27 protein-coding genes and 1 pseudogene are annotated in these 23,802 nt (G+C 69.3%); 20 read left to right on the top strand and 8 right to left on the bottom strand.

All coding sequences use genetic code 11. From position 1 onward, the window contains the following. Position 1 precedes the first annotated feature (1 nt). From SD626R_RS10130 to SD626R_RS10080, 11 genes are all read left to right on the top strand, one after another. A complete protein-coding gene (locus tag SD626R_RS10130; RefSeq protein ID WP_004597419.1) occupies positions 2 to 394 on the top strand; it encodes a 30S ribosomal protein S8 in 393 nt (130 codons plus the stop codon). 2 nt (positions 395 to 396) lie between these two features. Further along, a complete protein-coding gene (locus SD626R_RS10125) occupies positions 397 to 930 on the top strand; it encodes a 50S ribosomal protein L6 (RefSeq protein ID WP_092566247.1) in 534 nt (177 codons plus the stop codon). 3 nt (positions 931 to 933) lie between these two features. Continuing rightward, positions 934 to 1,641 (top strand): 50S ribosomal protein L32e, encoded by a 708-nt coding sequence (locus SD626R_RS10120; protein WP_092566246.1) that lies wholly within the window; start codon positions 934 to 936, stop codon positions 1,639 to 1,641. Further along, entirely contained in the window at positions 1,634 to 2,095 is a 462-nt protein-coding gene (locus SD626R_RS10115) for a 50S ribosomal protein L19e (protein WP_092566245.1), read from the top strand. Before SD626R_RS10120 ends, SD626R_RS10115 begins: the two co-directional genes overlap by 8 nt. Beyond that, positions 2,095 to 2,652, top strand: a complete 558-nt coding sequence (locus SD626R_RS10110; RefSeq protein WP_092566244.1) for a 50S ribosomal protein L18 — start codon at positions 2,095 to 2,097, stop codon at positions 2,650 to 2,652. Before SD626R_RS10115 ends, SD626R_RS10110 begins: the two co-directional genes overlap by 1 nt. Then, the gene (locus SD626R_RS10105; protein WP_092566242.1) at positions 2,645 to 3,292 is read left to right on the top strand and encodes a 30S ribosomal protein S5; all 648 of its coding nucleotides are present in this window, start codon (positions 2,645 to 2,647) and stop codon (positions 3,290 to 3,292) included. The genes SD626R_RS10110 and SD626R_RS10105 overlap by 8 nt, the downstream gene beginning before the upstream one ends. Further along, complete coding sequence (locus tag SD626R_RS10100; protein ID WP_092566240.1) at positions 3,292 to 3,756, top strand: 50S ribosomal protein L30; 465 nt, start codon at positions 3,292 to 3,294, stop codon at positions 3,754 to 3,756. Before SD626R_RS10105 ends, SD626R_RS10100 begins: the two co-directional genes overlap by 1 nt. Further along, positions 3,753 to 4,247 carry an uL15m family ribosomal protein gene (locus SD626R_RS10095; RefSeq protein ID WP_092566238.1) on the top strand — a complete coding sequence of 165 codons (495 nt, stop codon included), beginning with the start codon at positions 3,753 to 3,755 and terminating at the stop codon, positions 4,245 to 4,247. Before SD626R_RS10100 ends, SD626R_RS10095 begins: the two co-directional genes overlap by 4 nt. A gap of 2 nt (positions 4,248 to 4,249) precedes the next feature. Then, the gene (secY, locus tag SD626R_RS10090; protein ID WP_092566236.1) at positions 4,250 to 5,719 is read left to right on the top strand and encodes a preprotein translocase subunit SecY; all 1,470 of its coding nucleotides are present in this window, start codon (positions 4,250 to 4,252) and stop codon (positions 5,717 to 5,719) included. Positions 5,720 to 5,930: 211 nt separating this feature from the next. Continuing rightward, entirely contained in the window at positions 5,931 to 6,698 is a 768-nt protein-coding gene (locus tag SD626R_RS10085) for an Lrp/AsnC family transcriptional regulator (RefSeq protein WP_092566234.1), read from the top strand. A gap of 39 nt (positions 6,699 to 6,737) precedes the next feature. Beyond that, entirely contained in the window at positions 6,738 to 7,445 is a 708-nt protein-coding gene (locus tag SD626R_RS10080) for a universal stress protein (RefSeq protein WP_092566232.1), read from the top strand. Between the two features lie 34 nt (positions 7,446 to 7,479). Here SD626R_RS10080 and SD626R_RS10075 read toward each other — a convergent pair whose 3' ends face one another. Then, positions 7,480 to 8,862 (bottom strand): APC family permease, encoded by a 1,383-nt coding sequence (locus tag SD626R_RS10075; protein WP_092566230.1) that lies wholly within the window; start codon positions 8,860 to 8,862, stop codon positions 7,480 to 7,482. Positions 8,863 to 9,001: 139 nt separating this feature from the next. After that, complete coding sequence (locus tag SD626R_RS10070; protein WP_092566228.1) at positions 9,002 to 9,871, bottom strand: hypothetical protein; 870 nt, start codon at positions 9,869 to 9,871, stop codon at positions 9,002 to 9,004. 236 nt (positions 9,872 to 10,107) lie between these two features. Between SD626R_RS10070 and SD626R_RS10065 the strand changes: the two genes are divergently transcribed. From SD626R_RS10065 to SD626R_RS10055, 3 genes are all read left to right on the top strand, one after another. Beyond that, a complete protein-coding gene (locus SD626R_RS10065) occupies positions 10,108 to 11,244 on the top strand; it encodes a tRNA (guanine(26)-N(2))-dimethyltransferase (protein ID WP_092566226.1) in 1,137 nt (378 codons plus the stop codon). Between the two features lie 63 nt (positions 11,245 to 11,307). Next, a complete protein-coding gene (locus SD626R_RS10060) occupies positions 11,308 to 12,624 on the top strand; it encodes a YihY/virulence factor BrkB family protein (RefSeq protein ID WP_092566224.1) in 1,317 nt (438 codons plus the stop codon). A 3-nt stretch (positions 12,625 to 12,627) separates the two neighbouring features. After that, the gene (locus tag SD626R_RS10055) at positions 12,628 to 13,647 is read left to right on the top strand and encodes a phosphatase PAP2 family protein (protein ID WP_092566222.1); all 1,020 of its coding nucleotides are present in this window, start codon (positions 12,628 to 12,630) and stop codon (positions 13,645 to 13,647) included. 37 nt (positions 13,648 to 13,684) lie between these two features. Here SD626R_RS10055 and glnA read toward each other — a convergent pair whose 3' ends face one another. After that, positions 13,685 to 15,049 (bottom strand): type I glutamate--ammonia ligase, encoded by a 1,365-nt coding sequence (gene glnA / locus SD626R_RS10050; RefSeq protein WP_092566220.1) that lies wholly within the window; start codon positions 15,047 to 15,049, stop codon positions 13,685 to 13,687. A gap of 126 nt (positions 15,050 to 15,175) precedes the next feature. Here glnA and lrp point away from each other — a divergent pair, with 126 nt between their 5' ends. After that, positions 15,176 to 15,637: an HTH-type transcriptional regulator Lrp gene (gene lrp / locus SD626R_RS10045; RefSeq protein ID WP_092566218.1), complete on the top strand. Its 462-nt coding sequence runs from the start codon at positions 15,176 to 15,178 to the stop codon at positions 15,635 to 15,637. Between the two features lie 34 nt (positions 15,638 to 15,671). Here the strand turns inward: lrp and SD626R_RS10040 are convergent, their stop codons facing one another. Both SD626R_RS10040 and gap read right to left on the bottom strand, forming a co-directional pair. Next, on the bottom strand, positions 15,672 to 16,895 hold the full coding sequence (locus SD626R_RS10040) for a phosphoglycerate kinase (RefSeq protein WP_092566216.1): 1,224 nt from the start codon (positions 16,893 to 16,895) through the stop codon (positions 15,672 to 15,674). Between the two features lie 120 nt (positions 16,896 to 17,015). Next, positions 17,016 to 18,068, bottom strand: a complete 1,053-nt coding sequence (gene gap, locus SD626R_RS10035; protein ID WP_092566215.1) for a type I glyceraldehyde-3-phosphate dehydrogenase — start codon at positions 18,066 to 18,068, stop codon at positions 17,016 to 17,018. A gap of 210 nt (positions 18,069 to 18,278) precedes the next feature. Here gap and SD626R_RS10030 point away from each other — a divergent pair, with 210 nt between their 5' ends. After that, positions 18,279 to 18,656: an Hsp20/alpha crystallin family protein gene (locus SD626R_RS10030; RefSeq protein WP_092566213.1), complete on the top strand. Its 378-nt coding sequence runs from the start codon at positions 18,279 to 18,281 to the stop codon at positions 18,654 to 18,656. Positions 18,657 to 18,679: 23 nt separating this feature from the next. Here SD626R_RS10030 and SD626R_RS10025 read toward each other — a convergent pair whose 3' ends face one another. Then, positions 18,680 to 19,603 (bottom strand): ATP-grasp domain-containing protein, encoded by a 924-nt coding sequence (locus SD626R_RS10025; protein WP_092566211.1) that lies wholly within the window; start codon positions 19,601 to 19,603, stop codon positions 18,680 to 18,682. A gap of 68 nt (positions 19,604 to 19,671) precedes the next feature. Further along, positions 19,672 to 19,962 (bottom strand): translation initiation factor eIF-1A, encoded by a 291-nt coding sequence (gene eif1A, locus SD626R_RS10020; RefSeq protein WP_092566209.1) that lies wholly within the window; start codon positions 19,960 to 19,962, stop codon positions 19,672 to 19,674. Positions 19,963 to 20,101: 139 nt separating this feature from the next. Between eif1A and SD626R_RS10015 the strand changes: the two genes are divergently transcribed. Beyond that, a complete protein-coding gene (locus SD626R_RS10015; RefSeq protein ID WP_092566207.1) occupies positions 20,102 to 20,347 on the top strand; it encodes a DUF8151 family protein in 246 nt (81 codons plus the stop codon). A 34-nt stretch (positions 20,348 to 20,381) separates the two neighbouring features. Here the strand turns inward: SD626R_RS10015 and SD626R_RS10010 are convergent, their stop codons facing one another. Next, positions 20,382 to 22,076, bottom strand: coding sequence for a cryptochrome/photolyase family protein (locus tag SD626R_RS10010; protein ID WP_092566248.1), 1,695 nt, complete (start codon positions 22,074 to 22,076; stop codon positions 20,382 to 20,384). Between the two features lie 134 nt (positions 22,077 to 22,210). On the opposite strand from SD626R_RS10010, the gene SD626R_RS10005 reads away from it, so the two are divergent. The 3 genes and pseudogenes from SD626R_RS10005 to SD626R_RS10000 all read left to right on the top strand — a co-directional run. Further along, positions 22,211 to 23,188, top strand: coding sequence for an aldo/keto reductase (locus SD626R_RS10005; RefSeq protein ID WP_092566205.1), 978 nt, complete (start codon positions 22,211 to 22,213; stop codon positions 23,186 to 23,188). A gap of 118 nt (positions 23,189 to 23,306) precedes the next feature. Continuing rightward, positions 23,307 to 23,462, top strand: a complete 156-nt coding sequence (locus tag SD626R_RS16825) for a hypothetical protein (protein ID WP_176697305.1) — start codon at positions 23,307 to 23,309, stop codon at positions 23,460 to 23,462. Between the two features lie 111 nt (positions 23,463 to 23,573). After that, positions 23,574 to 23,802, top strand: a pseudogene (locus SD626R_RS10000) (hypothetical protein); the annotation flags it as partial.

The following is a 23,802-nucleotide window of genomic DNA, read 5'->3' as shown; positions in this document are numbered from 1 at the left end:
CATGACGGGAAACGATCCATTCACCAACGCGCTCGCCGGCATGGACAACGCCGAGAGCGTTGGCCACCTGTCGTACACGGTTGAGCCCGCCTCCAACATCATCGGCTCCGTCCTCGAGGTCCTCTACGACCGCGGGTACGTCGACGGCTTCGAGTACGTCGACGACGGGAAGGCCGGGAAGTTCGAGGTCGAACTGAAAGGCGCGATCAACGAGTGTGGCGCCGTCAAGCCCCGCTACTCGGCGGGAGCCGACGAGTTCGAGAAGTGGGAGAAGCGATACCTCCCCGCCCGCGACTACGGGACGCTCATCGTCACGACGAGCCACGGCGTCATGAGCCACTACGAGGCCCGCGAAGCGGGCATCGGCGGCCAAGTGATCGCATACGTCTACTAACAATGAACAGAGTCGAAATCGAGATTCCGGACGACGTCTCCGCCGAGACCGACCACCTCGAACTCACCGTCGAGGGCCCCAACGGGAGCGTCACGCGACGCCTCTGGTACCCCGACGTCGAGGTCACGGTCGAGGACGGTGTCGTCGCGATCGCTTCCGAGAGCGAGGACGCGAAGACGAACGCCACGGTCGGCACCTTCGAGAGCCACGTCGCCAACATGATCCACGGCGTCACCGACGGATGGGAGTACACGATGGAAGTGTACTACGCCCACTTCCCGATGCAGGTGACCACCGAGGGCGACGAGGTCGTCATCGAGAACTTCCTCGGCGAGCGAGCACAGCGACGCACCCCGATCCGCGGGGACACGGACGTACAGATCGACGGCGAGACGGTCACGCTCACGGGCTCCGACAAGGAGGCCGTCGGGCAGACCGCCGCCGACATCGAACAGCTGACGAAGGTGACCGACAAGGACACGCGCGTCTTCCAGGACGGCGTGTACATCGTCGAGAAGCCCACCGGAGGTGCCTAACCAATGGCCGAAGAACTGGAAGACATCAGCGGTGTCGGTCCCTCGAAGGCGGACGCCCTTCGCGAGGCCGGCTACGAGACGGTCGAGGACGTGAAGGCCGCCTCCCAGTCGGAGCTCTCTGAGGTCGACGGCGTCGGCAACGCGCTCGCAGCGCGTATCAAGGCCGACGTCGGCGGGCTGGAGGTCGACGAGGAGGCGGACGCGGAGATCGAAGACGAGACCGAGGAGGAAGAGGTCGACGAGGCCGACGCCGACGAGGCGGTCGAGACGGAGCTTCGCCCCCGCGGGCACGCCGACAAGACGCCGGAGCTGGACGACGAGACCGCTCGCGCGCTCGCACAGAAGCACCGCGAGGGGAAACCGCAGTTCAACCGGCAGGACTACCACAAGAAAAAGCGGATCCCGACGTCGTGGCGCAAGCCGCGCGGCGGGCTCTCCAAGCAGCGCCGCCGGATGAAGGCGAAGGGGCCCGTCGTCGAGGCGGGCTTCCGCTCGCCGAAGGCGTCGCGCGACCTGCACCCGAGCGGCTTCGAAGAGGTCCGCGTGCACAACACGGACGACCTCGATGGCGTCGACGGCGACACGCAGGCGGTGCGGATCGCCTCGAAGGTCGGCGGTCGCAAGCGCGAACTGATCGAAGACGAGGCGGAGGAGCGCGAGATCCGCGTGCTGAACCCGACCTACGTCGAAGTGGAGGTCGACGATGAGTGATCTGAAAGCGCAGAAGCGGCTCGCGGCGGACGAGTTAGACGTCGGCAAGGGCCGCGTCTGGCTCGACCCCGAGGCACAGGAGGAGATCGAGGACGCCATCACGCGAGAGGACGTCCGCGAGCTCATCGAGCAGGGCACGATCCGCGCGAAGGATGCGAAGACGAACTCCCGCGGCAAGGCCCGCGAGCGCGCCGAGAAGCGCTCGTACGGACACAAGTCCGGCGCCGGCACCCGGAAGGGGAAGGCCGGCGCGCGACAGAACACGAAGGACGACTGGAAGGCGCGGATCCGCGCGCAGCGCGCCCGCTTGAAGGAACTCCGCGACGACGAGGACGTCCTCGACGCCAGCGAGTACCGCACGCTCTACAACAAGGCGAGCGGCGGCGAGTTCGAGGACGTCGCGCGGCTGGAGGCGTACATCCGGACGCAGTACGGTTACGAGGTGACAGAGTAATGGCGACAGGACCACGATACAAGGTGCCGATGCGGCGCCGCCGCGAGGTCCGGACGGATTACCATCAGAGGTTGCGCCTGCTGAAATCGGGCAAGCCTCGCCTGGTCGCTCGGGTGAGCAACGCTCACGTCAGGGCGCAGCTGGTGACTCCCGGACCCGACGGCGACGAGACCCACGCGGCCGCCTCCAGCGAGGACCTCGCTGAGTACGGCTGGGAGGCCCCCACGGGCAACCTCCCCAGCGCGTACCTCACGGGGTACCTCGCGGGCGCCCGCGCCGTCGACGCCGGCCTCGACGAGGCCGTCCTCGACATCGGGCTCAACACGGCGACGCCCGGCAACAAGACGTTCGCAGTACAGGAAGGAGCGATCGACGCCGGCCTCGAGATCCCGCACAACGACGGCGTGCTGGCCGACTGGTCGCGTACGCGAGGCGAGCACATCGCCGCGTACGACGAGCAGCTCGACGAGCCGCTGTACGGCGGCGAGTTCGACGCGGCCGACGTACCCGAGCACTTCGACGACGTGCTCGCGACAATCCAGGAGGACCATGAGTAGACACAACGACGGCTGGGAACCGCGGACGCGACTCGGCCGCAAGGTGCAGAACGGCGACATCTCGTCGATGGAACAGGCGCTCGACTCCGGCCTCCCGCTGAAGGAGGCCGAGATCGTCGACCAGCTCCTCCCGGGGCTGGAAGACGAGGTGCTGGACATCAACATGGTCCAGCGCATGACCGACTCCGGCCGCCGCGTGAAGTTCCGCTGCGTGGTCGCCGTGGGCAACCGCGACGGCTACCTCGGCTACGCGCAGGCCCGGGACGACCAGGTCGGCGGCGCCATCCAGAAGGCGATCGACGTCGCGAAGCTGAATATCATCTCGGTCGACCGCGGCTCCGGCTCCTGGGAGGACCAGCCCGGCGGCACCAACTCCCTGACTCGCACGGCGACGGGGAAGGCCGGCTCCGTCACGGTCGAGATCAAGCCGGCCCCGCAGGGGCTGGGCCTCGCGGCCGCGGAGACGGTCCGGAACATCTTGGAGCTCGCCGGCGTCGAGGACGCCTGGACGAACTCCGACGGCAACACGCGCACGACGGTGAACCTCGCGAAGGCGACGTTCAACGCCTTGGAGAACGCGGCGCAGTCCCGCACTCCGCAGCACGCGCGTGAGGTCCACTACGACGAGGTGAGCGAGTGATGCAGGCGATCGTCCAGCTCCGCGGCGACGTCAACCTCGAGTACGGCGTCGAGGACACGCTCGACATGCTGAACGTCGGGCGCGTCAACCACGCGACGTTCGTCCCCGAGACGGACTCGTACCGCGGCATGATCACCAAGGTGAACGACGTCGTCGCGTTCGGGGAACCGAGCGTCGACGCCGTCGCGACCACCATCGCGCGGCGCGGCGAGCCGCTCGAAGGCTCGGCCGACGTCGACGACGAGTGGATCGACGACAACACCGACTACGCCGACCTGGAGGCGCTTGCCGAGGCGCTCGTCGCCGAGGAGACCACGCTGCGCGAGCAGGGGCTCTCCCCGACGCTGCGGCTCCACGCCCCCCGCGGCGGTCACGAGGGCATCAAGCACCCCGTGATCGAGGGCGGCGAGCTCGGGAAACACACGACCGAGGAGATCGACGGTCTCCTGGAGGCGATGCGATGACGAGCAAGAAACGTCGACAGCGCGGGTCTCGCACCCACGGCGGCGGCACGCACAAGAACCGGCGCGGCGCCGGTCACCGCGGTGGCCGCGGCGCGGCCGGCCGCGCGAAACACGAGTTCCACAACTACGGCCCGCTCGGCAAGTACGGGTTCAAGCGCCCCGAGGACGCCCAGACGGAGGTCCTCGAGGTCAAGGTCCAGAAGCTCGACGAGGACGCGGCGCTGTACGCCGCCGAGGGCCTCGCCGAGGAGGACGGCGACGCGTACGTCGTCGACGCGCGCGACGTCGTCGACGACGGCCACGACGCCGACGTCGTGAAGGTGCTCGGCGGCGGACAGGTCCGCCGCGAGCTCCGCGTCACGGCCGACGCGTTCACCGCCGGCGCGGTCGAACTGATCGAGGAGGCCGGCGGCGAGGCGACGCTCTCCGAGCGCGCCGAGGCCGCTGCCGAATCAGAAAACACTTCAGACGACGAGACTGACGAGGCGTAATCATGAGCTGGAAGGAGGCCGCCGAACCGGTGCTCTCGCGGATGCCCGTCGTGGAGCGACCGGCGGGTCACGTCCCGTTCAGACGGAAGCTCACGTGGACGGCCGGCATCCTGATCGTCTACTTCTTCCTGACCAACATCAACCCGTTCGGGTTGGCGGTCGGGCAGGGGTCGGACTTCTTCGGGCAGTTCCGGTCGGTGCTCGCCGGCTCGTCCGGCTCGCTGCTGCAGGTCGGTATCGGACCGATCGTCACGGCGTCCATCGTCCTCCAGCTGTTGGGGGGTGCGAACCTGCTGGGACTCGACACCGACGACCCGCGCGACCAGGTCCTGTATCAGGGCCTCCAGAAGCTGCTCGTGATCATCGTGACGGCGCTGACGGCGGCGCCGATGGTGTTCACCGGCGGGTTCCTGCCCGCGGATCCGGCCGTCGGGCAGACGCTCGGTATCGGGACGTTCGGCGTCGAGGCGCTGATATTCGCGCAGATCTTCGTCGGCGGCGTCCTCCTTCTGTTCATGGACGAGATCGTGAGCAAGTGGGGCGTCGGCTCCGGCGTCGGGCTGTTCATCATCGCGTCGGTGAGCCAGCAGATCGTCGGCGGCTTCTTCAGTTTCTCCGCGCTCGGCGCGCGCGGCTTCTTCGCGAACTGGTACGCGATCGCCACGGGCGGTACCCAGCTGGGGTCGCCGTTCACGTCGGCCGGGCTCGAGTCGCTGCTGTTCGCGCCCGGGAACGTCCTCGCGCTGTTCACGACGGTGTTCATCTTCGGGATCGTCGTCTACGCGGAGTCGGTCCGCGTCGAGATCCCGCTGTCGCACGCCCGGGTGAAGGGCGCGCGCGGTCGGTTCCCGGTGAAGCTCATCTACGCGTCCGTCCTGCCGATGATCCTCGTCCGCGCGCTGCAGGCGAACATCCAGTTCGTCGGGCAGCTCCTCTCCTCGCAGTGGGCGGGGATGCCGGCCTGGCTCGGGGTGTACGGCGATCAGGGGCAGCCCACGTCCGGGCTGTTCTACTACCTGAACCCCATCCAGCAGCCGGAGCAGTGGATGTGGTTCCGCGGCGCGGCGACCGGCGAGCCGTGGATGATCGCGATCCGGCTCGGGATCGACCTCACCTTCATGATCGTCGGCGGGGCGATCTTCGCCATCTTCTGGGTCGAGACCACAGGGATGGGCCCGGAGGCGACCGCGAAGCAGATCCAGAACTCCGGGATGCAGATCCCCGGGTTCCGTCGGAACCCGCAGGTCGTCGAGAAGGTGATGGAGCGGTACATCCCGCAGGTGACCGTCATCGGCGGCGCCCTCGTCGGGTTCCTCGCCGTGATGGCGAACCTGCTCGGCACCATCGGTTCGGTCTCCGGGACCGGCCTGCTGCTCGCGGTCTCGATCACGTACAAGCTGTACGAGGAGATCGCCGAGGAGCAGCTGATGGAGATGCATCCGATGATGCGCCAGATGTTCGGTAACGAGTAGCGCCGCTCTCTCACTCTTTTTCTCATATCGACACCGCTTGCTCCCGGAGCGGATCCGCTCTGCGACGGCCGTCCCGCTTCCCGGTTCGTTCGCGGTAGACGGGAGCGCCAGCGCCGTGAGTAAACCATATTACGGTCTGGCGGGTACGACGAGACATGACGCTCCTTCGACGGCGCGACTCGGTATCGACCGGAACGGGAGGCAGTCGACCGTGAGCCACCACCTCGACGAGATCGACCGGCAGATCATCCACGCGCTGATGTCGGACGCGCGGAACACCTCCGCACCGATGATCGCGGAGGAGATGAACGTCTCCGCGGGGACGGTCCGGAACCGGATCGAGCGCCTCGAAGAGGCGGGCGTGATCCGCGGCTACACGGCCATCGTCGACTTCGAGCAGGCGGGCGGGCGGCTCACCTCGGTGTTCATGTGCACCGTTCCCGCCGATGAGCGAGAGCGGCTGGCGCTCGCGGCCCGCTCCATCCCGGGCGTGATCAACGTCCGCGTGCTGATGGCGGGGCGCCGGGACCTGCAGGTGGTCGCGGTCGGCGAGGAGACGAGCGACCTCCGCGAGATCGCGCGCGCGCTCTCCGGCCTCGATATCCGTATCGAGGACGAGGAACTGCTCCAGACGGAGCTGCACACCCCATACTCCCGGTTCCTCTCCGACGACGCGGAGGGATCGGTAGTCACGGACACCGTCACGCTCGCGGACGGGACCGCCGTGATCGAGGTGTGCGTCACCGACGACGCGCCGATCGTCGGCCACTCACCGTCCGAGGCCCGCGCCGACGGCCTCCTCTCGGACGACACCGTCGTGACGTCGATCGAGCGCGACGGCTCGATCATCCATCCGGTCGGCGACGTGTCGATCCGTCCGAACGACGTGGTGACGGTGCTTCCGAAGGAGTCGTCCGAGGACGACGTCCTCGACGCGTTCCTCGCCGACGGCGACGAGCCCCCCGCGGCGACGTCGTGAGTCTCGCCGTTTTTTATTCCGCGCGCTCAACGGTCCGCCATGGCAGACACGATCCTCGTTCCGCTCGAACTCCCCGACCCGGAGCCGCTGTCTCCGGTGCTGATCGAGGACCTGGCGTCGCTCAACGTCGTGGTCCTCGGCCACTACGACCTGCCGGAGCAGACCCCTGTCCGCGACGCGCGCGAGCAGTTCGGCGAGGCGGCGCAGGCGACGCTCGACGAGATCGCCGGCGCCTTCGCCGACGCCGGCGCGTCCGTCCGGACGCGACTGGTGTTCGGGAAGGACCGGGCGGCCGCGATCCGGCAGGTCGCGACCGAGGAGGAGTGCGCCGCCGAGCTCGACCCCGCCCCGACCGAGGGGATCGGCCGGATCCTCGTGCCGCTCCCGGACGTCGCCGAGTTCGATCGCCTCCCGAGGTTCATCCGGGTATTGAGCGAGGACGGCACCCAGCGGATCACCCTGTTCCACGTCGTCGAGGGCGAGGAGCGCCGCGAGCGGGGCGAGGCCGTCGTCGAGGAGACCCGAGAACGCCTGATCGCGGACGGGTTCGACGCCGACTCGGTCGACACGCTGGTGGTCGAGGGCGACGGGCACGACGAGGAGATCCTCCGCGTCGCGGCCGACTACGACGCGGTCGTGATGTACGAGCCGGAGTCGAGTCTCGGCGACCGCGTCTTCGGGACGCTGGCGGACCGGATCGCCGACGAGACCGGCGACCCGGTGATCGTCGTCAACCGGGACTACTGACCGCGTCGGCTCGTCCGTCGCCCCTCGCCGTCCCTCACTCCGGCTTCGTCGAGGGGACCCCATCGTCCTCCTCGCCGCGACGGGCCTGGAGGATCGTCCCGATCGCTCCGGTTCGGTCGGTCCGGGGTCGGCCGTACACGAGGTAGACGAGCGCGCTCCCGACGATGATCCCGGCCGCCCCGAGGATCGGGACGGTTCCCATCTGCGTGAGCAGGGCGAGTCCCGCGAGGAAGCCGAACACCTGGACGAACGGGTAACCGGGCGCCGTGAACTCCGGGTCGTAGGAGGGGGCGTCGGCGACCCGAAAGGCGACGAGCGCCATGTTCTCGAACGAGAAGACGAGGATCTGGAACGCGCTCGCCAGCTTCGCCAGCTCGATCACCGGGACGAACCTGATGAGGAGGACCAGCACGATTCCGGTGAGCAGCACGGCGTTGCGCGGCGTCTTGAACCGCGGGTCGATGGCCCGGAGCGCGGGCGGCAGGAGGTCGTCGCGGCTCATCGCGAGCGGGAACCGCGAGGAGGAGAGAACCCCGGCGTTCGCCATGCTCGTGAGCGCGATGACGGCGATCACGGAGATGAAGAGCACTCCGGCACCGCCGAGGAGCGCGCCCGCGCCGTCCGCCATCGGCGTGAGCGACGCCGTTCCGCCCGGTCCCCCGGTCCGCAGGACTTCCGGGTCGCTCAGACCGATGATCGCGCCGACCACGCCGATGTACAGGACCGTCATGATCGCCATCGACCCCAGCATCGCCCGCGGGAGGTTCCTGCCCGGGTCCTTCACCTCCTCGGCGACGCTCGCGATCTTCGTGACGCCGGCGTACGAGACGAAGACGAAGGCGGCGGCGGTGACGACGCCGAGGTTCCCCTCGGTCCTGAACGGCGCGTAGCGCGCGGTGTCGGCGACGAACCCCGCGTTGACGACGTACGCGACCAGCCCGGCGACGACGAGGGTAACGATGACCGCCTGTATCCCGCCGCTCATCTTCGTCCCCGAGACGTTCAGGGCGACGACGAGGACCGCGAGCGCCAGCGCGACGTACACCACCGCCCCCTGCGAGAGCGGCGCGAACAGCAGCAGGTACGCGCCGAGTCCGACGAGCGCGAACGAGCTCTTGAACACCAGCGAGAACCAGGCCCCGATCCCGGCGATCGTCCCGAACAGCGGGCCGAGCGCGCGGTCGATGTAGAGGTACGTCCCGCCCGATTCCGGCATCGCCGTCGCCATCTCGGCCTTCGACAACGCGGCCGGCAGGACGACGAGCGCGGCCAGCACGTACGCGAGGATCACCGCCGGTCCGGCCTTCTTGTACCCCAGCGCCGGCAGCACGAAGATCCCGCTGCCGATCATCGCACCCATGCTGATCATCATCGTCGGGTACAACCCGAGACTCCGATCCAGATCGTGCTGGCCCATGCGTCTGGGATCGAGTAACGGCTGCCCGGCTTTATCCCCTTCGGAATACCCAAAATAACCGCACCCAAATTACGCATTCAGGAAATCGAAAGCGCAGAGGAAGTTTGCCGTCGTCGACCGGTCGTCCCGTCGGCGGCGACTACGAGTCGCCGTCCCGATAGTCGATGTCGTCCCGCTCTTCGGCGTCGTCCCCGTCTCGCTCTTCGGCGTCGTCCGCCTCCTCGTCGAGCGTCTCTTCGACCTTCTCGCTCACCGTCTCCTCCACTTTTTCGCCCACCGTCTCCTCGACGGTCTTCTCCACGGTCTCCTCGACCGTCTCTTCCACCTTTTGATCGACCGTTTTCTCGACCGTCTCCTCGACCTTCTCACCGACCGTCTTCTCCACGGTCTCTTCGACGGTCTTCTCGACGGTTTCACCGACGGTCTCTTCGACCTTCTCGCCGACCGTCTCTTCCACGGTCTTTTCCACCGTTTCGCCCACCGTCTCCTCGACTTTCCCGGTCACCTCCTCGCTGACGGTGTCGCTGACGTCGTCGGCGACGCCGCTCACCTCCTTGTTGACGGTGTCGCCCACGGTTTTCTCGACCGTCTCTTCGACCTTTTCGCCCACCGTCTCCTCGACTTTCTCGCCCACGGTCTTCTCCACTTCTTTACTGACGGTCTCACCAACGCTCTTCTCCACCTCCTTGCTGACGGTCTCGCCGACGCTCTTCTCCACCTCCTTGTTGACGGTGTCGCCGACCGTCTTTTCGACCTCCTTGTTGACGGTCTCGCCGACGCTCTTCTCCACCTCCTTGCCGACCTGGTCGGCGACCTCGCGCGTCATCCAGTCGGGGTCGAACCGGGCCATCTTCCAGACGACGTGGACGACGTAGGAGGCGAACACCCCGATCCCGAACGCCACCCCGACGTCGGTCCCGTTCAGCGTCGCGATGAGGACGATCGACAGGACGATCAGCGCGCCGTAGGCGAGGTCGGTGAGCGCGTCGACGCGGGCGGGGCTCACCATCGCCGATCCGCCCCTGCGGTCGCGTCGCGTTCGCGCGTCGGACGGCCGATCCGTTCTCGGTCGAGCGTAGCGTGCATCAGTGTGTTCGTCTATCCGCGGTGACGGGCTAAAAGCCCCGCTTCGCGGCCGCGCCGTTCGCGAGCGGGAAGAGATCGCGCAGGAGGCGCGAACGGGCCGTCGATGAGGGGCCTCCGGCGGAGCGCGGTCCTTTTGTGCGGGACGGCCGACGCCGAGGTATGGACATCGAGGAGGGCGGTCTCACCGTCTCCGTCCCCGAGGCCCGCGACGGGGCCAGCGAGGGCACCGGCGGCGGGGTCTTCTTCAACCCGACACAGGAGCTGAACCGCGACGTCACCGTCGCGGTGCTTCGCGCGTACCGCGATCGGGAGCCGCGCGCGGCGTCGTACCTCGACGCGATGGCGGCCTCCGGGGTCCGGGGAGTGCGCGCCGCCGCCGAGGGGTACGACGTCACCTGCGCCGACGTCGACCCGGACGCCGTCGACCTCGCGGCCGAGAACCTCGCCGCCAACGACCTCGACGGGGAGGCGGTCCACCGCGACGTCAACGCGCTGCTGTACGACGAGGGCCCGTTCGACCTCGTCGACCTGGACCCGTACGGGACGCCGATCCCCTTCGCGGACGCCGCGCTCGCGAACGCGCGGAACCTCGTCTGCGTCACGGCGACCGACACCGCCCCGCTCTGCGGCGCCCACCTCAACAGCGGGATCCGGAAGTACGGCGCCGTCCCGCGCAACACCGACTACCACCCGGAGATGGGGCTCCGGACGCTGATCTCCGCACTGGTGCGCACCGCGGCCCGCTACGACAAGGCGGCCACCCCGATCGTCTCGCACGTCTCGCGTCACTACGCGCGGACCTACCTCGAACTCGATTCGGGGGCGCAGGCGGCGGACGCCTGCGTCGACGAGCTGGGATACGTCGACAACTGCGAGGACTGCCTCTGGCGAGAGGCGACCCGCGGGCTGATCGCCGATCCGGTCGAGACGTGCCCCGTCTGCGGGGGCGATCGGGTGCTCACGGCCGGGCCGCTGTGGCTCGGTCCCGTCGCCGACGCCGACTTCGCGCGTGCCGTCCGCCGCGAGGTGACCGACGACATGGGCGAGGCGAAGCGCGCGCGCAAGCTGCTCGGGACCGTCGCCCGCGAGCTCGACACCCCCACGCATTACGACCAGCACCGGCTGTACAAGGCGTGGGGCGAGCCCGCCATCGGCATGGAGGAGTTCGTCGATCGCCTGCGCGGCGCCGGCCACGAGGCCAGCCGCGCGCACTACCGCGGCACCGCCGTCAAGAGCACGGCGTCGATCGCGGAGATGCGGGCGGCGGTCCTGGACGGCGGGGACGACGCGGACTGATCCCCGACCCCGAGCCCCGGCCGCACCGCCCCGCTTTTGTCGGCCTCGGCCGAACGAAGAGCCGTGCCCCGACACTCGACCACCGCCTTCGGTACGGCGCGTCGCGTCGTCGACGTCGCGATCGACCGGCAGGTGACGTTCCTCGCCGCCGCGATCGCCTACTACGCGTTCGTCTCGCTCGTCCCCGCGCTCCTGCTGCTCGTCGTCGTCGCCACCGCCGTCTTCGGCGAGGTCATCGCCGGCGAGCTGGTCGCGTCGGCCGGCGGTTTCCTCACTCCCGCGGGCGAGGAGGCCGTCACCGGCGCGGTCTCCTCGGCGGGCGGTCGGACCGGCGCGGGCGTGCTCGGCGTGGCCGTGCTGCTCTGGTCGACGCTGAAGGTGTTCCGCGGGCTCGACACGGCGTTCGCCGAGCTGTACGGCGTCAAGGAGCCGCCTGACTTCGCGAAACAGCTCACCGACGCCGGCTCGGTCGTCCTCGGCGTCGGCGTCGGCGTCGGCGTGATGGTGATCGTCGGCGCGTTCGTCGCGGCCGCCGACGCGGTTCCCACCGTGGAGGCGGTCAGCATCCTCGTGTTGCCCGGCTTCCTCGCGGTCGTCTTCCTCCCGATGTACTACCTGCTCCCGCAGCCCCGGATCGGGCTCCGGGAGGCGCTGCCCGGCGCGGTCGTCGCCGCCGTCGGCTGGACGCTGCTGCAGACCGGCTTTCAGGTGTACGCGGCGAGCGCCGGCCAGTTTCAGGTGTACGGCGTCATCGGCGGGATACTGCTGCTCGTCACGTGGCTCTACCTCGCCGCGGTCGTCGTCGTGGTCGGCGGGGTCGTCAACGTCGTGCTGTCCGGGCGGGACGGGATGTCCCCCGCGAGCGGGGCCGGCTTCGGGGGCGGGTCGGCGACGGTCACCCCCGCCGCGGACCGGCAGTTACAACAGGACCGCGGCCGACCCACGGGTATGAACGGCGAGTCGGACGGCGCTGACGACGCCGGCGACGAGGAGCGGCCGCAGGGGGCGCCGGACGTCGCGGCGCTCCGGGAGGAGGTCGGGCGGCTGCGGGCGGAGTTCGACGAGTTCGAGGACGACGTCGAGCGGCGCACCGTCGACAAGCCCGCGGTGGAGTCGGAGCTGAAACGCTACGTCCGGTCCCGGATGCGGCGCGGTCACGCCCGCGGGTGGGGGCCGTACCTCGTGCTGCTGTACGGGACGGTGCTGATACTCGGCGCGTTCTCCTTCCTCGACGGGCTCTACGCCATCGCGGCGATGCTCATTCTCGGGCTGTCGACGCTCGGGCTGTACACGCTCTTCATCGTCGTCGGCATCGGGCTCAACCTCCTCGAAACGCCCGGAAAGGCGCTCGACTGCGCCCGCGACCGGGGCGACGACTGAGCCGTGACCGGGCTCGTCTCCGCGGAGCGCGGGGTCGGCGAGACCGCCCTCGTCGACGCGCTCCCCGAGGTCGTCGTCGTCCTCTTCGCGGCCGTCACCCACCTCGCCGACCCGTGGTTCCTCTTCGGCCTGCTGGCGGTCGCCTACTGGTTCGCCGGCGACCGGCTCGCGGCCTCGCCGCGCCGCGCCGGCGCGACTGCGATCGCCGTCGTCACCTGTGCGTACGCCGCCGTCGCGCTCGGCAAGGCGTGGTTCGCCGTCCCCCGGCCGCCGGGCGCGATGCCCCCGGCCGACGTCCCGACGTGGCTCCCCGCCCTGCTCTCGGGCTGGTACGAGGCGCAGGTGCTCTCCGACGGCTTCGGCTTCCCGAGCGGCCACGCGACCGGGGGCGCGGCGGCGTACCTCGCGCTGGCGCTCGTGTACGACCGGGCGTGGACCGGCGGGCGACGGCTGCTCGCGGCCGGCGTCGTCGCCGCCGCGGTCGCCGCCTCGCGGGTGGTAATCGAGGTTCACTACTTCGTCGACGTGCTCGCCGGCGTCCTCCTCGGCGGGGGCGTCGTCGTCGGTGCGCTGTGGCTCGCCGGCGACCCGCGGCTCCCCGGACGGAACTCCTCGTCGGCGAGCTCGGCGACGGAGCCGACCGCCGCGCTCGACCCGACGCCGGCGTTCCTGCTCGCCGCGGTCGTCTCGCTCGCGGCGGCCGGGGTCGCGCTCGCCGGCGGACACACCGGCGAGGTGGTCGAGGCGGGGATCGGCATCGCCACGGGCCTCGGCGGCGCGGTCGGCTGGCGGCTCGTCGCCGGCGACGAGCCGTCGGTTCCGGTCCGGATCGCGGTCCCGGCGCTCGCCGTCACCGGCGCGCTCTGGGTGGGCGCGTACGCGCTCGCCGACTCGGTCGTCGTCACGCTGACCGCGACGACCGCCGCCGTCGTCGCCGTGGTCGCCCTGCCCGCGCTACCGAAACGGATCGGTGCGATCCGTCCGGACCGCGGCGCGGGCGGCTGGTCGAACGGAAATAACTGAGGAAGAGACGGAACCGGAAGAGCGAACGCGGACCGGCCTAGAACGTCTCCAGGTAGCGGTCTTCCTCCCACTCGGAGACCTGGGTGAGGTACTCGCTGAACTCCTGGGACTTCGCCTCGGCGAACTTCTCGGAGGTGTGGGGGCCGAGCGCCTCCTGCAGCACCTCGTCCGCCTCCAGCTCCTCGACGGCGGCGCCGAGGTTCGGCGGCAGCGTCTCGATGCCGTACTCCTGCCGCTTCTCGTCGTCGAACTCGTAGATGTCCTCGCGGACCGGATCGCCCGGGTCGGCGCCGGTCTTGATCCCGTCGAGGCCGGCGGCGATGAGCGACGCCATCCCGAGGTAGGGGTTACAGGACGGGTCGGGGCTGCGGACCTCGAAGCGCGCGGAGACGCCCGCGGCGTCGGGGACGCGGACGAGCGCCGAGCGGTTCGTGTCGGACCAGGCGACGTAGATCGGCGCCTCGTAGCCGGGCACGAGGCGCTTGTAGGAGTTCACGGTCGGGTTCGTCACGGCCGTGAACGCGGGCGCGTGGTTCAGGATTCCGCCCATGAACTGGTAGGCCGTCTCGCTCAGGTTGAACTCGTCCGACTCGTCGGCGAACGCGTTGCCGTCCTCGTCGAACAGCGAGATGTGGCTGTGCATGCCCGAGCCGTTGATGTCCGCGATCGGCTTGGGCATGAACGTCGCGTGGAGGTCGTGTTGCGCGGCGACCGCGCGGACGACGGCGCGGAACGTCGCGATGTTGTCCGCGGTCGAGAGCGCGTCGTCGTACTTGAAGTTGATCTCGTGTTGGCCCTTGGCGACCTCGTGGTGCGAGGCCTCGATCTCGAAGCCCATCTCCTCCAGGGTGAAGATGATCTCCTTGCGCACGTCCGACGCGAGGTCCTTCGGCGCCAGGTCGAAGTAGCCGCCGTTGTCGTGGGGCGTCGTCGTCGCGTTCCCCTCGTCGTCGGTCTTGAACAGGAAGAACTCCGGCTCGGGACCGATCGAGACGGAATAGCCCATCTCCTCGGCCTCCTCGAGGACGCTCTTCAGCACCTGGCGCGGACCGCCGACGAACGGCTCGCCGTCGGTGTCGACGATGTCGCAAATGAGCCGCGCCGCGCCCGAGTCGCCGTCGTCGCGCCACGGGAGCACCGCGAACGTGTCGGGGTCGGGGACGAGCCGCATGTCCGACTCCTGGATCCGCACGAACCCCTCGATGGAGGAGCCGTCGAAGTAGATCCCCTCGGTGAACGCCTTCTCCGCCTGGTGGGCCGGGACGGAGACGTTCTTCACGACGCCGAGGATGTCGGTGAACTGGAGCCGCAGGAAGTCGATGTTCTCCTCTTCGATCTCGTCGAGTACCGCCTGTTCTTCGGCCGTGAGGCCGCCGTCTGGTTTCGCGTGTTCGTCCGTCATGTTCTGGACGGTTCATTCGTTATCTGCCAGTATAAAGGCCTTATCGCTTGGCGCATGAACCGCCAGTGCGGCAATACTGCTGGACGTTCGTAAAATTATAAACCCCTGACGGCGTGGATCGGTGTGATGACGTACGAAAACCTCGATGCCAAGCTCGTCAACTCGCTTCTCAGCAACGGCCGCGCCAGCCTCCGGAGCCTCGGTGACGAGCTCGACGTGTCCGTGACCACCGTCTCGAATCACCTCCGCGATCTCGAAGACGAGGGCGTGATCCGCGGGTACACGCCCATCGTCGACTACGACAAGCTCGGCTACGACGTGACGGCCGTGCTTCAGCTGAAGGTGGAGGGAAGCGCGCTCCCCGACGTGACCGAGAAGCTCAAAGCGGAGAAACAGATGGTGAGCGTCTACGAGGTCACGGGCGACTACGACGTGATCGCCATCGGGAAGTTCACTGACACGGACGGGATGAACGACCAGATCAAGTCGATCCTCACCGACGCCGACATCCGCGAGTCGAACACGAGCGTCGTCCTGAACGCGGTCACCGAGAACGAGCAGTTCGATCTCGACCTCAACGAGGAGTAGTTCGGCCGCGAGGGCGGACCTCCGGTCCGGCGCCCTACTGCCGCCCGGCCGCCGACTCGAGGACCTCCACCGCCGGGAGCGGCTCGCCCGTCAGCGCGCGGATGTACGCGCCGCCCGCGATGGAGACGTGCGAGAAGTCGTCTTCGCTCAGGCCGTACATCTCGATGGCGCGCGAGGTGTCGCCCCCGCCGACGACCGAGAAGCAGTCGGTCTCGGCGATGGCCTCGAGCACGCCGACGGTGCCGTCGGCGAACCGCTCGTCCTCGAAGACGCCGAGCGCCCCCTTCACGAACACCGCGTCGGAGTCGCGGATCGGCGGCTCGTAGTCGGCGACCGTCGCGGCGCCCACGTCGAGGTACCCCGCGGTCTTCTCGTCGATGTCACCGACCGCGACCTCGGCGCGCTCGCCGTCCGCCCCCTCGTACGCGAGATCGCTCGCGAGGCGGATCGCGTCGCCGCGCTCCTCGAGCACCGACTCGATCAGCTCGCGGTTCTGCTCCCACTGCTCGTCGAACAGGTCCATTTCGCCCACGTCGTGGCCGACCGGGTGGCCCGCGGCGCGCAGGAAGAGCTCGCCCGCGATGCCCCCGAGCAGGAAGCGGTCGACCCGGTCGTCCAAGGCGTCCATCACGCCGATCACGTCGGTCGCCTTCGTCCCGCCGACGACCATCGTCACCGGGCCGTCGAACTCGCGGGTCGCGATGGCGGTGTTGGCCTCGTACTCCGTCTCCATCACGCGGCCGGCGTACGCGGGGAGGACGAGCGGGAAGCCGACCAGCGAGGCGTGCTTCCGATGGGCCGCGGAATACGCGTCGTTGACGTACGCGTCGAAGTGCGGCGCCAGGGTCCCGACGAACTCGGTCTCGGCCTTCTCTTCGGGCGACGCCTCCGGGAGCTCGTCGTCGCACATCCGGGCGTTCTCCAGCAGCAGGACCTCGCCCGCGCCGAGCGCGTCGATGGCGTCCAGCGCCTCGTCGCCGTAGGTGTCGGCCACGAACGCAACGTCGCGGCCGACGTGGTCCGCGAGAATCTCCGCGTGGCCCGCGAGCGACGTGAAGTCGTCGCGGCCGGGGCGGCCCTGGTGAGCCATGCAGACGACGCGATGGCCCGCCTCGGCGAGTTCGCGGACCGTCTCCGCGTGGCGGTCGAAGCGGCGGTTGTCCTGCGGTTCTCCGTCCTCGATCGGGGAGTTGAGGTCGAGTCGAACGAGGACGCGTCTGTCTGCCGGGAGGTCGTCGATGGTGTCGAAGGCGGGCATGGGTGAACGGTCGTCGATTAGATACTTAACGAGTGCTACTCCGGGAACGCGTCGCCGTCGGGGGGCTTCGAGCGTGGGGACGGCGTCCCGAGAGGGGACGCGTCGAGCGCGACCGGCCGCTTACGCCTCGTCGTGGACGTACGCGGCGGTGTCGAGCATCCGGTTCGAGAAGCCGTACTCGTTGTCGTACCAGGTGAGGATCTTCAGCAGCTTCCCGCCGGCGATGACGTTCGTCGACCCGAGGTCGACGTAGCTGGAGAAGGGGAGCCCGACGATGTCGCTGGAGACGACCTCGTCGTCGGTGTAGCCGAGGACCCCCGCGAGCGGGCCGGAGTCGGCGGCGTCGCGGAAGGCGGCGTTGACCTCTTCCGCGGTGACGGTCTCGTCGAGGCTGACGACGAACTCGGTGATCGAGCCGCTCGGGACCGGGACGCGCATCGCCATCCCGTCGATCTTCCCCTCCAGCTGCGGGAGGACCTCCTGCGCGGCGCCCGCGGCGCCGGTCGACGTGGGGACGATGTTCTCGGCGGCCGCGCGGCCGCGTCGGGTCTTCGCCTTCGGCCCGTCGATGAGCGCCTGCGAGCCGGTGTAGGCGTGGACGGTGGTGAGGGTCCCGGCGTCGATGCCGAACTCCGCGTCGAGCACCTTCGCGACCGGCGTGATGGAGTTCGTCGTACAGGAGGCGTTCGAGATCACGTCGTCGCCCTCGTACTCGTCGTGGTTGACGCCGTAGACGAGCTGTTTGACCGGCTCCTCGCCCTTCGGCGGCGCCGAGATGATCACGGTGTCCGCCCCGCCGTCGAGGTGCGCGCTCGCGTCCTCCCGCGTCCGGAAGATGCCCGTACACTCCAAGGCGACGTCGACGTCGAGCTCGTCCCACGGGAGTTCCGCGGGGTCCTGCACGTTGTACAGCGGGACCGAGGTCCCGCCGATCGTCAGCGCGTCGCCCTCGCGCTCGACGCCGTCGAGCCGACCCATGACGGTGTCGTACTTCGCGAGGTACGCCATGTCGTCGAACTCCATCACGTCGTTGATCCCGACGAGCTCGATCCGCGGCGACTCCAGCACCGCGCGGAACACGTTGCGCCCGATCCGCCCGAACCCGTTGAGCCCCACTCGAACGACCTCGTCGTCGCTCACGCCGTCATCTGCGGCGAGATATGATTTACTCATATCCGAAAAAGGCGAGCCGCAGATACTTAAATCCGGGCGAGTCGCCCGCGACATGGTCACTATCGTTCGATTTCGTTACGCGCGGTGTCGGCGGTCCGGGGCGATCCCCGATCGACGGCGGCGTTGATCGATCCCGCGCGGCGCCGCGCCGTGCCGGTCAAAACGGCGACCGACAGAAGGCTTATCGGGGTCACCACCCTCACATCGGATATGGATAGAGACGACCGTGACGATCCGTTCGGAGACTTCTTCGAGGAGATCGAACGGATGATGAACGAGATGGCGAGCGGCGAACCGGGCACCGAGGACGCCGGCTTCGGGTCGGCGACGCACGTGGACGCGTACGCCACCGACGACGGCGTGCGGCTCGTCGCCGACCTCCCCGCCGTCTCGAAGGAGGAGCTCTCCCTGCAGTGCGACGGCGAGGCGCTCACCATCTCCGCGGCCTCCGACCGGCGGGAGTACGACGAGACCGTCGACCTCCCGGTCCCCGTCGACGAGCACTCCGCGAACGCGACGTTCAACAACGGCGTCCTCGAAGTCTCGTTCGACCGCGACGACGACTCCGCCTCGATCGATCTGGAGTAGTTCTCGGCCCCCTCCCTTTCCGATCAATCCCCGTTTCCGGCCGTCCGCTCGATGAGCCCCGCGAGCCGGTCGTAGAAGTCGGGCTCGTACTTCGTCGCCGCGTCCACCGTCGGCCGCGCGTTCGTCTCGTTGACGACGAGCCGGTCGTCCGTTTCGAGCAGGTCGACGCCGAGGTAGTCGATCCCGAGGACGTCGGCCGTCCGCTCGGCCAGCTCGCGAGCGCGCTCGGGGAGGTCGACGCCGGTCGCCTCGGCGCCGCGGTGGACGTTGTGTTTCCACCGCCCGCGCTCCCTGGCGTCCGCGGGGAGCTCCCGGCGGACCGCGCCGGCGTACGCGCCGTCGACGACCATCGCCCGGTAGTCGCGCGCGTCGGGGAGGAACTCCTGGATCAGGTACGACTTGTCGCCGGTCGCGCGGTAGTCGTGGACGAGGTTCAGGTAGTCGACGACGCCGAGCAGGGAGTCGAGGTCGCCGGCGGTCGCGACGCCGACGCCCCGCGTCGCGGAGTTCGGCTTGACGACGACGGGGTACGAGAACGACGAGACGGCGTCGACGACGATCGACTCGTCGACCGGATTCGACACGAGCGTCGTCCGCGGCGTCGGGAGCCCGGCGTCGTCGAGCGCGGCGAGCGCGCCGGCCTTGTTCCGCGACGCGAGGACGGCGTCGCGGCCGTTCACCCACGGGACCGACAGCCGCGCGTCGACGACGGCACCCTCCATCAGCCGCGAGGGGTAGACGAAGCCGACGTCGAAGCCGTCGAACTCTCCCGCGATCGCCTCGCCGCTCCGTTCGACCGCACCGCCGTCGTCCCCGGGACCCCCGCCCGAGACGCGGAGCGACCGCTCCTTCGCCCGCACGTGCTCGACCTCGATTCCGCGGTCCGCGAGCGGCCCGCGCACCCGGTCGAACGTCTCCGCGTCGGTCGTCATCGCGAGCCGGAGCATACGCTCGCTCGGGGCCGTTCGGACTTAAAAACGGTGCGGCGGCGTCCCACGCGCGACCCGCGACGGCGCTACCCCAGGTGGCCTTCCTCGCGGAGCTGCTCGGCCTCGCTCTTCTCGTAGCGCCACTCGATGTCGCCCTTCTCGTCCTGCCAGTCCCACGGCTCGACGAGGACGATGTCGTCCTCGCGGATCCAGACGCGCTTCTGCATCCGGCCGGGGATGCGCGCGGTCCGCTCCTTCCCGTCCGCGCAGCGGACGCGGACCCGGTTCGCGCCGAGCATCTCGACGACCTCCGCGAACACCTCGTCGTCGTCGGGCATCCGGAGGTCGTTTCGACCGTCGCCGTCTCCGTTGCTCATGCGTACGCGGTGATACGCGCTCCCGAAAATAAAAGGGCCGCTCTCTCGCGCGGAAGCGTTGTTTAATGCGCGACGCCGGCGACGCGCCGTTCCGGGCCGCACTCGAAAGAGTCATACCCGGTGACCGCCCCGGACCGATATGGTCGAAGCACCCGCGGTCGCGGTCGAACTCGCGGAACTCCTCGCCGTCGTCGTCGGGGCCGGCGCGGCCTCGGCGGTCGGCGTCGTGCTCGAACGGTTCGGACTCTCGGCGGCCGCCGCCGGCGACCTCGCGCTCGCGGCGTGGGCCGTCGCGATGGGACTGCTCGCGCTGTACGTCGGCGTCGTCGCGCTCGGCTACGAGCAGGCGCTCCCCCGGCTGCGGCGGCTCGCGGGCGGCGAATAGGGCCGCCGCGGCGCCGTGCCGACCCACGATTCTCCTACAGCTCCCCCTCCGCCGCCAGCTCTCGCACCGTCGCGGCCCGCTCGCGAATCGCGGCCCACTCCTCCTCGTCCTTATCGTCGACGTGCGAGTACATCAGTCCCATCCGTCCGGTCCCGCGGAGCGTCTCCTCGTTGTCCTTCAGGAAGTCCCAGTAGAGGGCGTTGAAGGGGCACGCGCCCTCGCCCGTCGTCCGGGAGACGGCGTACGGACACGACGCGCAGTGGTCGCTCATCCGGTTCACGTAGCTCCCCGAGGAGGCGTACGGCTTCGAGGAGAGCACGTCGGTGCCGAACGACCCCATCGCGACGACGTTCGGCGTCGTCACCCAGTGGTAGGCGTCGACGAAGCCCAAATGAAACCACTCGTTGACCTCGGTGGGGTCGGCGCCGTAGATCAGCGCGAAGTTCGACAGCACCATCAGCCGCTCGATGTGATGGGCGTACCCGTGCTCGCGGACGTGGTCGACGGCCTCGGAGAGACAGGTCATGTCGGTGTCGCCGTCCCAGTAGGCGGGCGGGAGCTCCCGGGTCTGGTCCAGCTGATTCGCCGTCGCCAGCTCTGGCATCGCCTCGCGGTAGACGTGCCGCATGAACTCTCGCCAGCCGATCACCTGCCTGACGAACCCCTCGACCGCGTTGAGCGGGACCGGCGCGGGGTCGGCGGCGTCGCTCTCGGCGTCGCCGTCGCCCCCGCCGTCCCCGTCCCCGAACGCGTCGAGCGTCGTCTCGCCGCCGTCCGCCGCCCCGTCGTCCGCCGGGTCGTACGCGCCCGGTTCGACGCCGCGCGCCTCGTACGCGGCCTCCACCGCCCGAACCGGCTCGTGCGGGTCGAGGAGCCCGAGGTTGATCGCGGGCGACAGCAGGGAGTGTGAGAGGAACGGCTCGTCCGTCACCATCGCGTCCTCGTACCGCCCGAATGAGGGGAGTCGCTCCCGCACGAACGCGTCGAGCGCCGTCCGCGCCTCTGTCCGAGTCACCGGCCACGCAAACCCGTCGAGGTCGTCGCTGCCCCACGTGTCGAACCGCTCGCGGACCCACGCGTGCGTCTCGCGGGTGAGCTCGTCCGGCTCGAACCGCGGGCGCTCCGGCGGCTCCCAGTCGTCCGGCGGCGTCTCCTGGTTCAGGTCATCGTAATTCCACTCGCCGCCGACGGGGTCGTCGCCGTCCATCAACACGCCCGTCTCGCGGCGGACGTGGCGGTACCACCCCTCCTGTCGGTAGGTGCGCTCGGCGGTCCCGTCCCCGTCGAGGAGCGCCCCGTCGTCCCATCCCCCCTCGGGCTCGTCGGCCCACTCGCGCCAGTCGGCCGGCGTCGTCCAGAACAGCTCGTTCTCCGTCAGCTCCAGCGATCCCCCCCGCTCGTCGACGAGCTCGCGGAGGCGCTCGCCCGCGCCGTAGCTCGCGGGGCGCATCAGCCGGAGGTCGGGGTCGGACCGGTCGGCGAGGAACGCGTCGAGGCCCTCGCCGAACGACTCGGCTCTCAGATAGGTCACGTCGTGGCCGCGCTCGCGGAGCTCGTCCCGGAAGTGGCGCATCGCGGAGAAGACGAGCGTCAGCTTGTGCGCGTGGTACGGCTTCCGGTCGGCGAAGCCGTGCGCCTCGATCAGGAGCACCTCGCCGGCGTCGTCGAGGGCGTCGAGCTCGGGGTTGAGCTGGTCGCCGAGCAGCCACTGGATCGGTCGGTCGCTCACGTCGGATCGCACGGGCTCGGGAACCATAGCTCCGGGGGCGCGGACCGGCTCCGGCGCCGCGCTCGCCCGCTCGCGTTCCTCACGCTCTTTCCCTCCGCGGGTGGTTTTTTGTCCCGGCTCCGCCTGCCCGGCGTATGGAGTACACCACCCTCGGCGACACCGGGACGACGGTGTCGAAGATCTGTCTCGGCTGCATGAGCTTCGGCGACCCGGACTGGCGCGAGTGGGTCCTCGACGAGGAGGAGGGAAAGGAGCTGGTCGAGCGCGCGATCGACCTCGGGGTGACCTTCTTCGACACCGCCAACATGTACTCGAACGGCGAGTCGGAGCGCGTCCTCGGCGAGGCGCTCGACGGCTACGACCGCGACGAGTTCGTCGTCGCCACGAAGGGCTACTTCCGGATGGACGAGTCGAATCCGAACTCGGGCGGGCTCTCGCGGAAGGCGATCGAACAGGAGCTATCGAACTCCCTCGACCGGCTCGGAACCGACACGATCGACCTGTATCAGATCCACCGCTGGGACTACGACACGCCGATCGAGGAGACGCTCGCCGCGCTCGACGACGCGGTCCGCCGCGGCGACGTGCGGTATCTCGGCGCCTCCTCGATGTGGGCCCACCAGTTCGCCGAGTCGCTCCACGTCAGCGACCGCGAGGGGTACGAGCGGTTCGCCACGATGCAGAACCACTACAACCTCGCGTACCGCGAGGAAGAGCGCGAGACCCTCCCGCTCTGTGAGAAGGAGGGAATCGGCGTGATGCCGTGGAGCCCGCTCGCGCGCGGCTACCTCGCTCGGCCGCACGAAGAGGTCGACGCGACCCTCCGCGGGGAGACCGAGGAGCACCTCTACGAACACCCGTACCGCGAGGGCGGCGGCCCGGCGGTCAATGAGCGCGTCGCGGAGCTGGCCGACGAGAAGGGCGTGAAGATGGCCCAGATCGCGCTGGCGTGGCTGTTCCGCAAGGAGTGGGTCGACACGCCCATCGTCGGCACGAGCAGCGTCGAACACCTGGAAGACGCCGTCGAGGCGCTCGATATCGACCTCTCCGCGTCCGACGCGGAGTGGCTGGAGGAGCCGTACGAGCCGGTTCGCGTCTCCGGACACGAGTGAGCGATCTCGGTGTGCGACCGATCACTGAAACGGGACCTCCCACCCGTTTCAATCGCCTTTGTTGCGTTTTAGGGATATAGTGGCAAGTTATTAGTGTGACAGCCGTTGTCATGCAAACATGACCGACGACACGGAACAGTCCCCGGTCCCGTCGAGCACCGAGTACGCGCGCGGTCGGACGCGGTGCCCGAACTGCGGCGACCACGTCCCGGCGGTCGGCCGCGACGCGGAGACGACCGAGTGCCCGAACTGTCACCGGCCGGTTCGCGCCTGACGCTTCGGAGACCGGTGCGGAGCGATCTGCATCCCGGGTCGACCCGAGATAAACGCAGCGTCGAGAGCCGGAGCAACAACGCTTTTCGGCCGGGCTACCGAACCGGACTCCATGGCAGACGACGAGACCGACGACGCCGACGCCGGCGGGGAACAGGGCGGCGACGCCGCCGAAGGCCAGAGCGGCGAGGACGGCGAAGAGAAGTCCTTCCGCGAGCGGGTCGAGGAAATCCGCGAGCGGCGCGAGCAGGAGCGCGAGGAGGGCGACCGCCCCGATCCGGAGGAGATGATGGGCGGCGGCGGTCCGGGCGGCGCGGGCGGCCCGCCGGGCATGGGCGGCG

Origin of the sequence: Halorubrum sp. SD626R (genome assembly GCF_001261915.1) — an archaeon.
In the GTDB taxonomy this organism is placed as follows: Archaea; Halobacteriota; Halobacteria; order Halobacteriales; family Haloferacaceae; genus Halorubrum.
The sequence above is the reverse complement of the archived record's forward strand: the minus strand, read 5'-3'. Positions and strand labels throughout refer to the sequence as shown.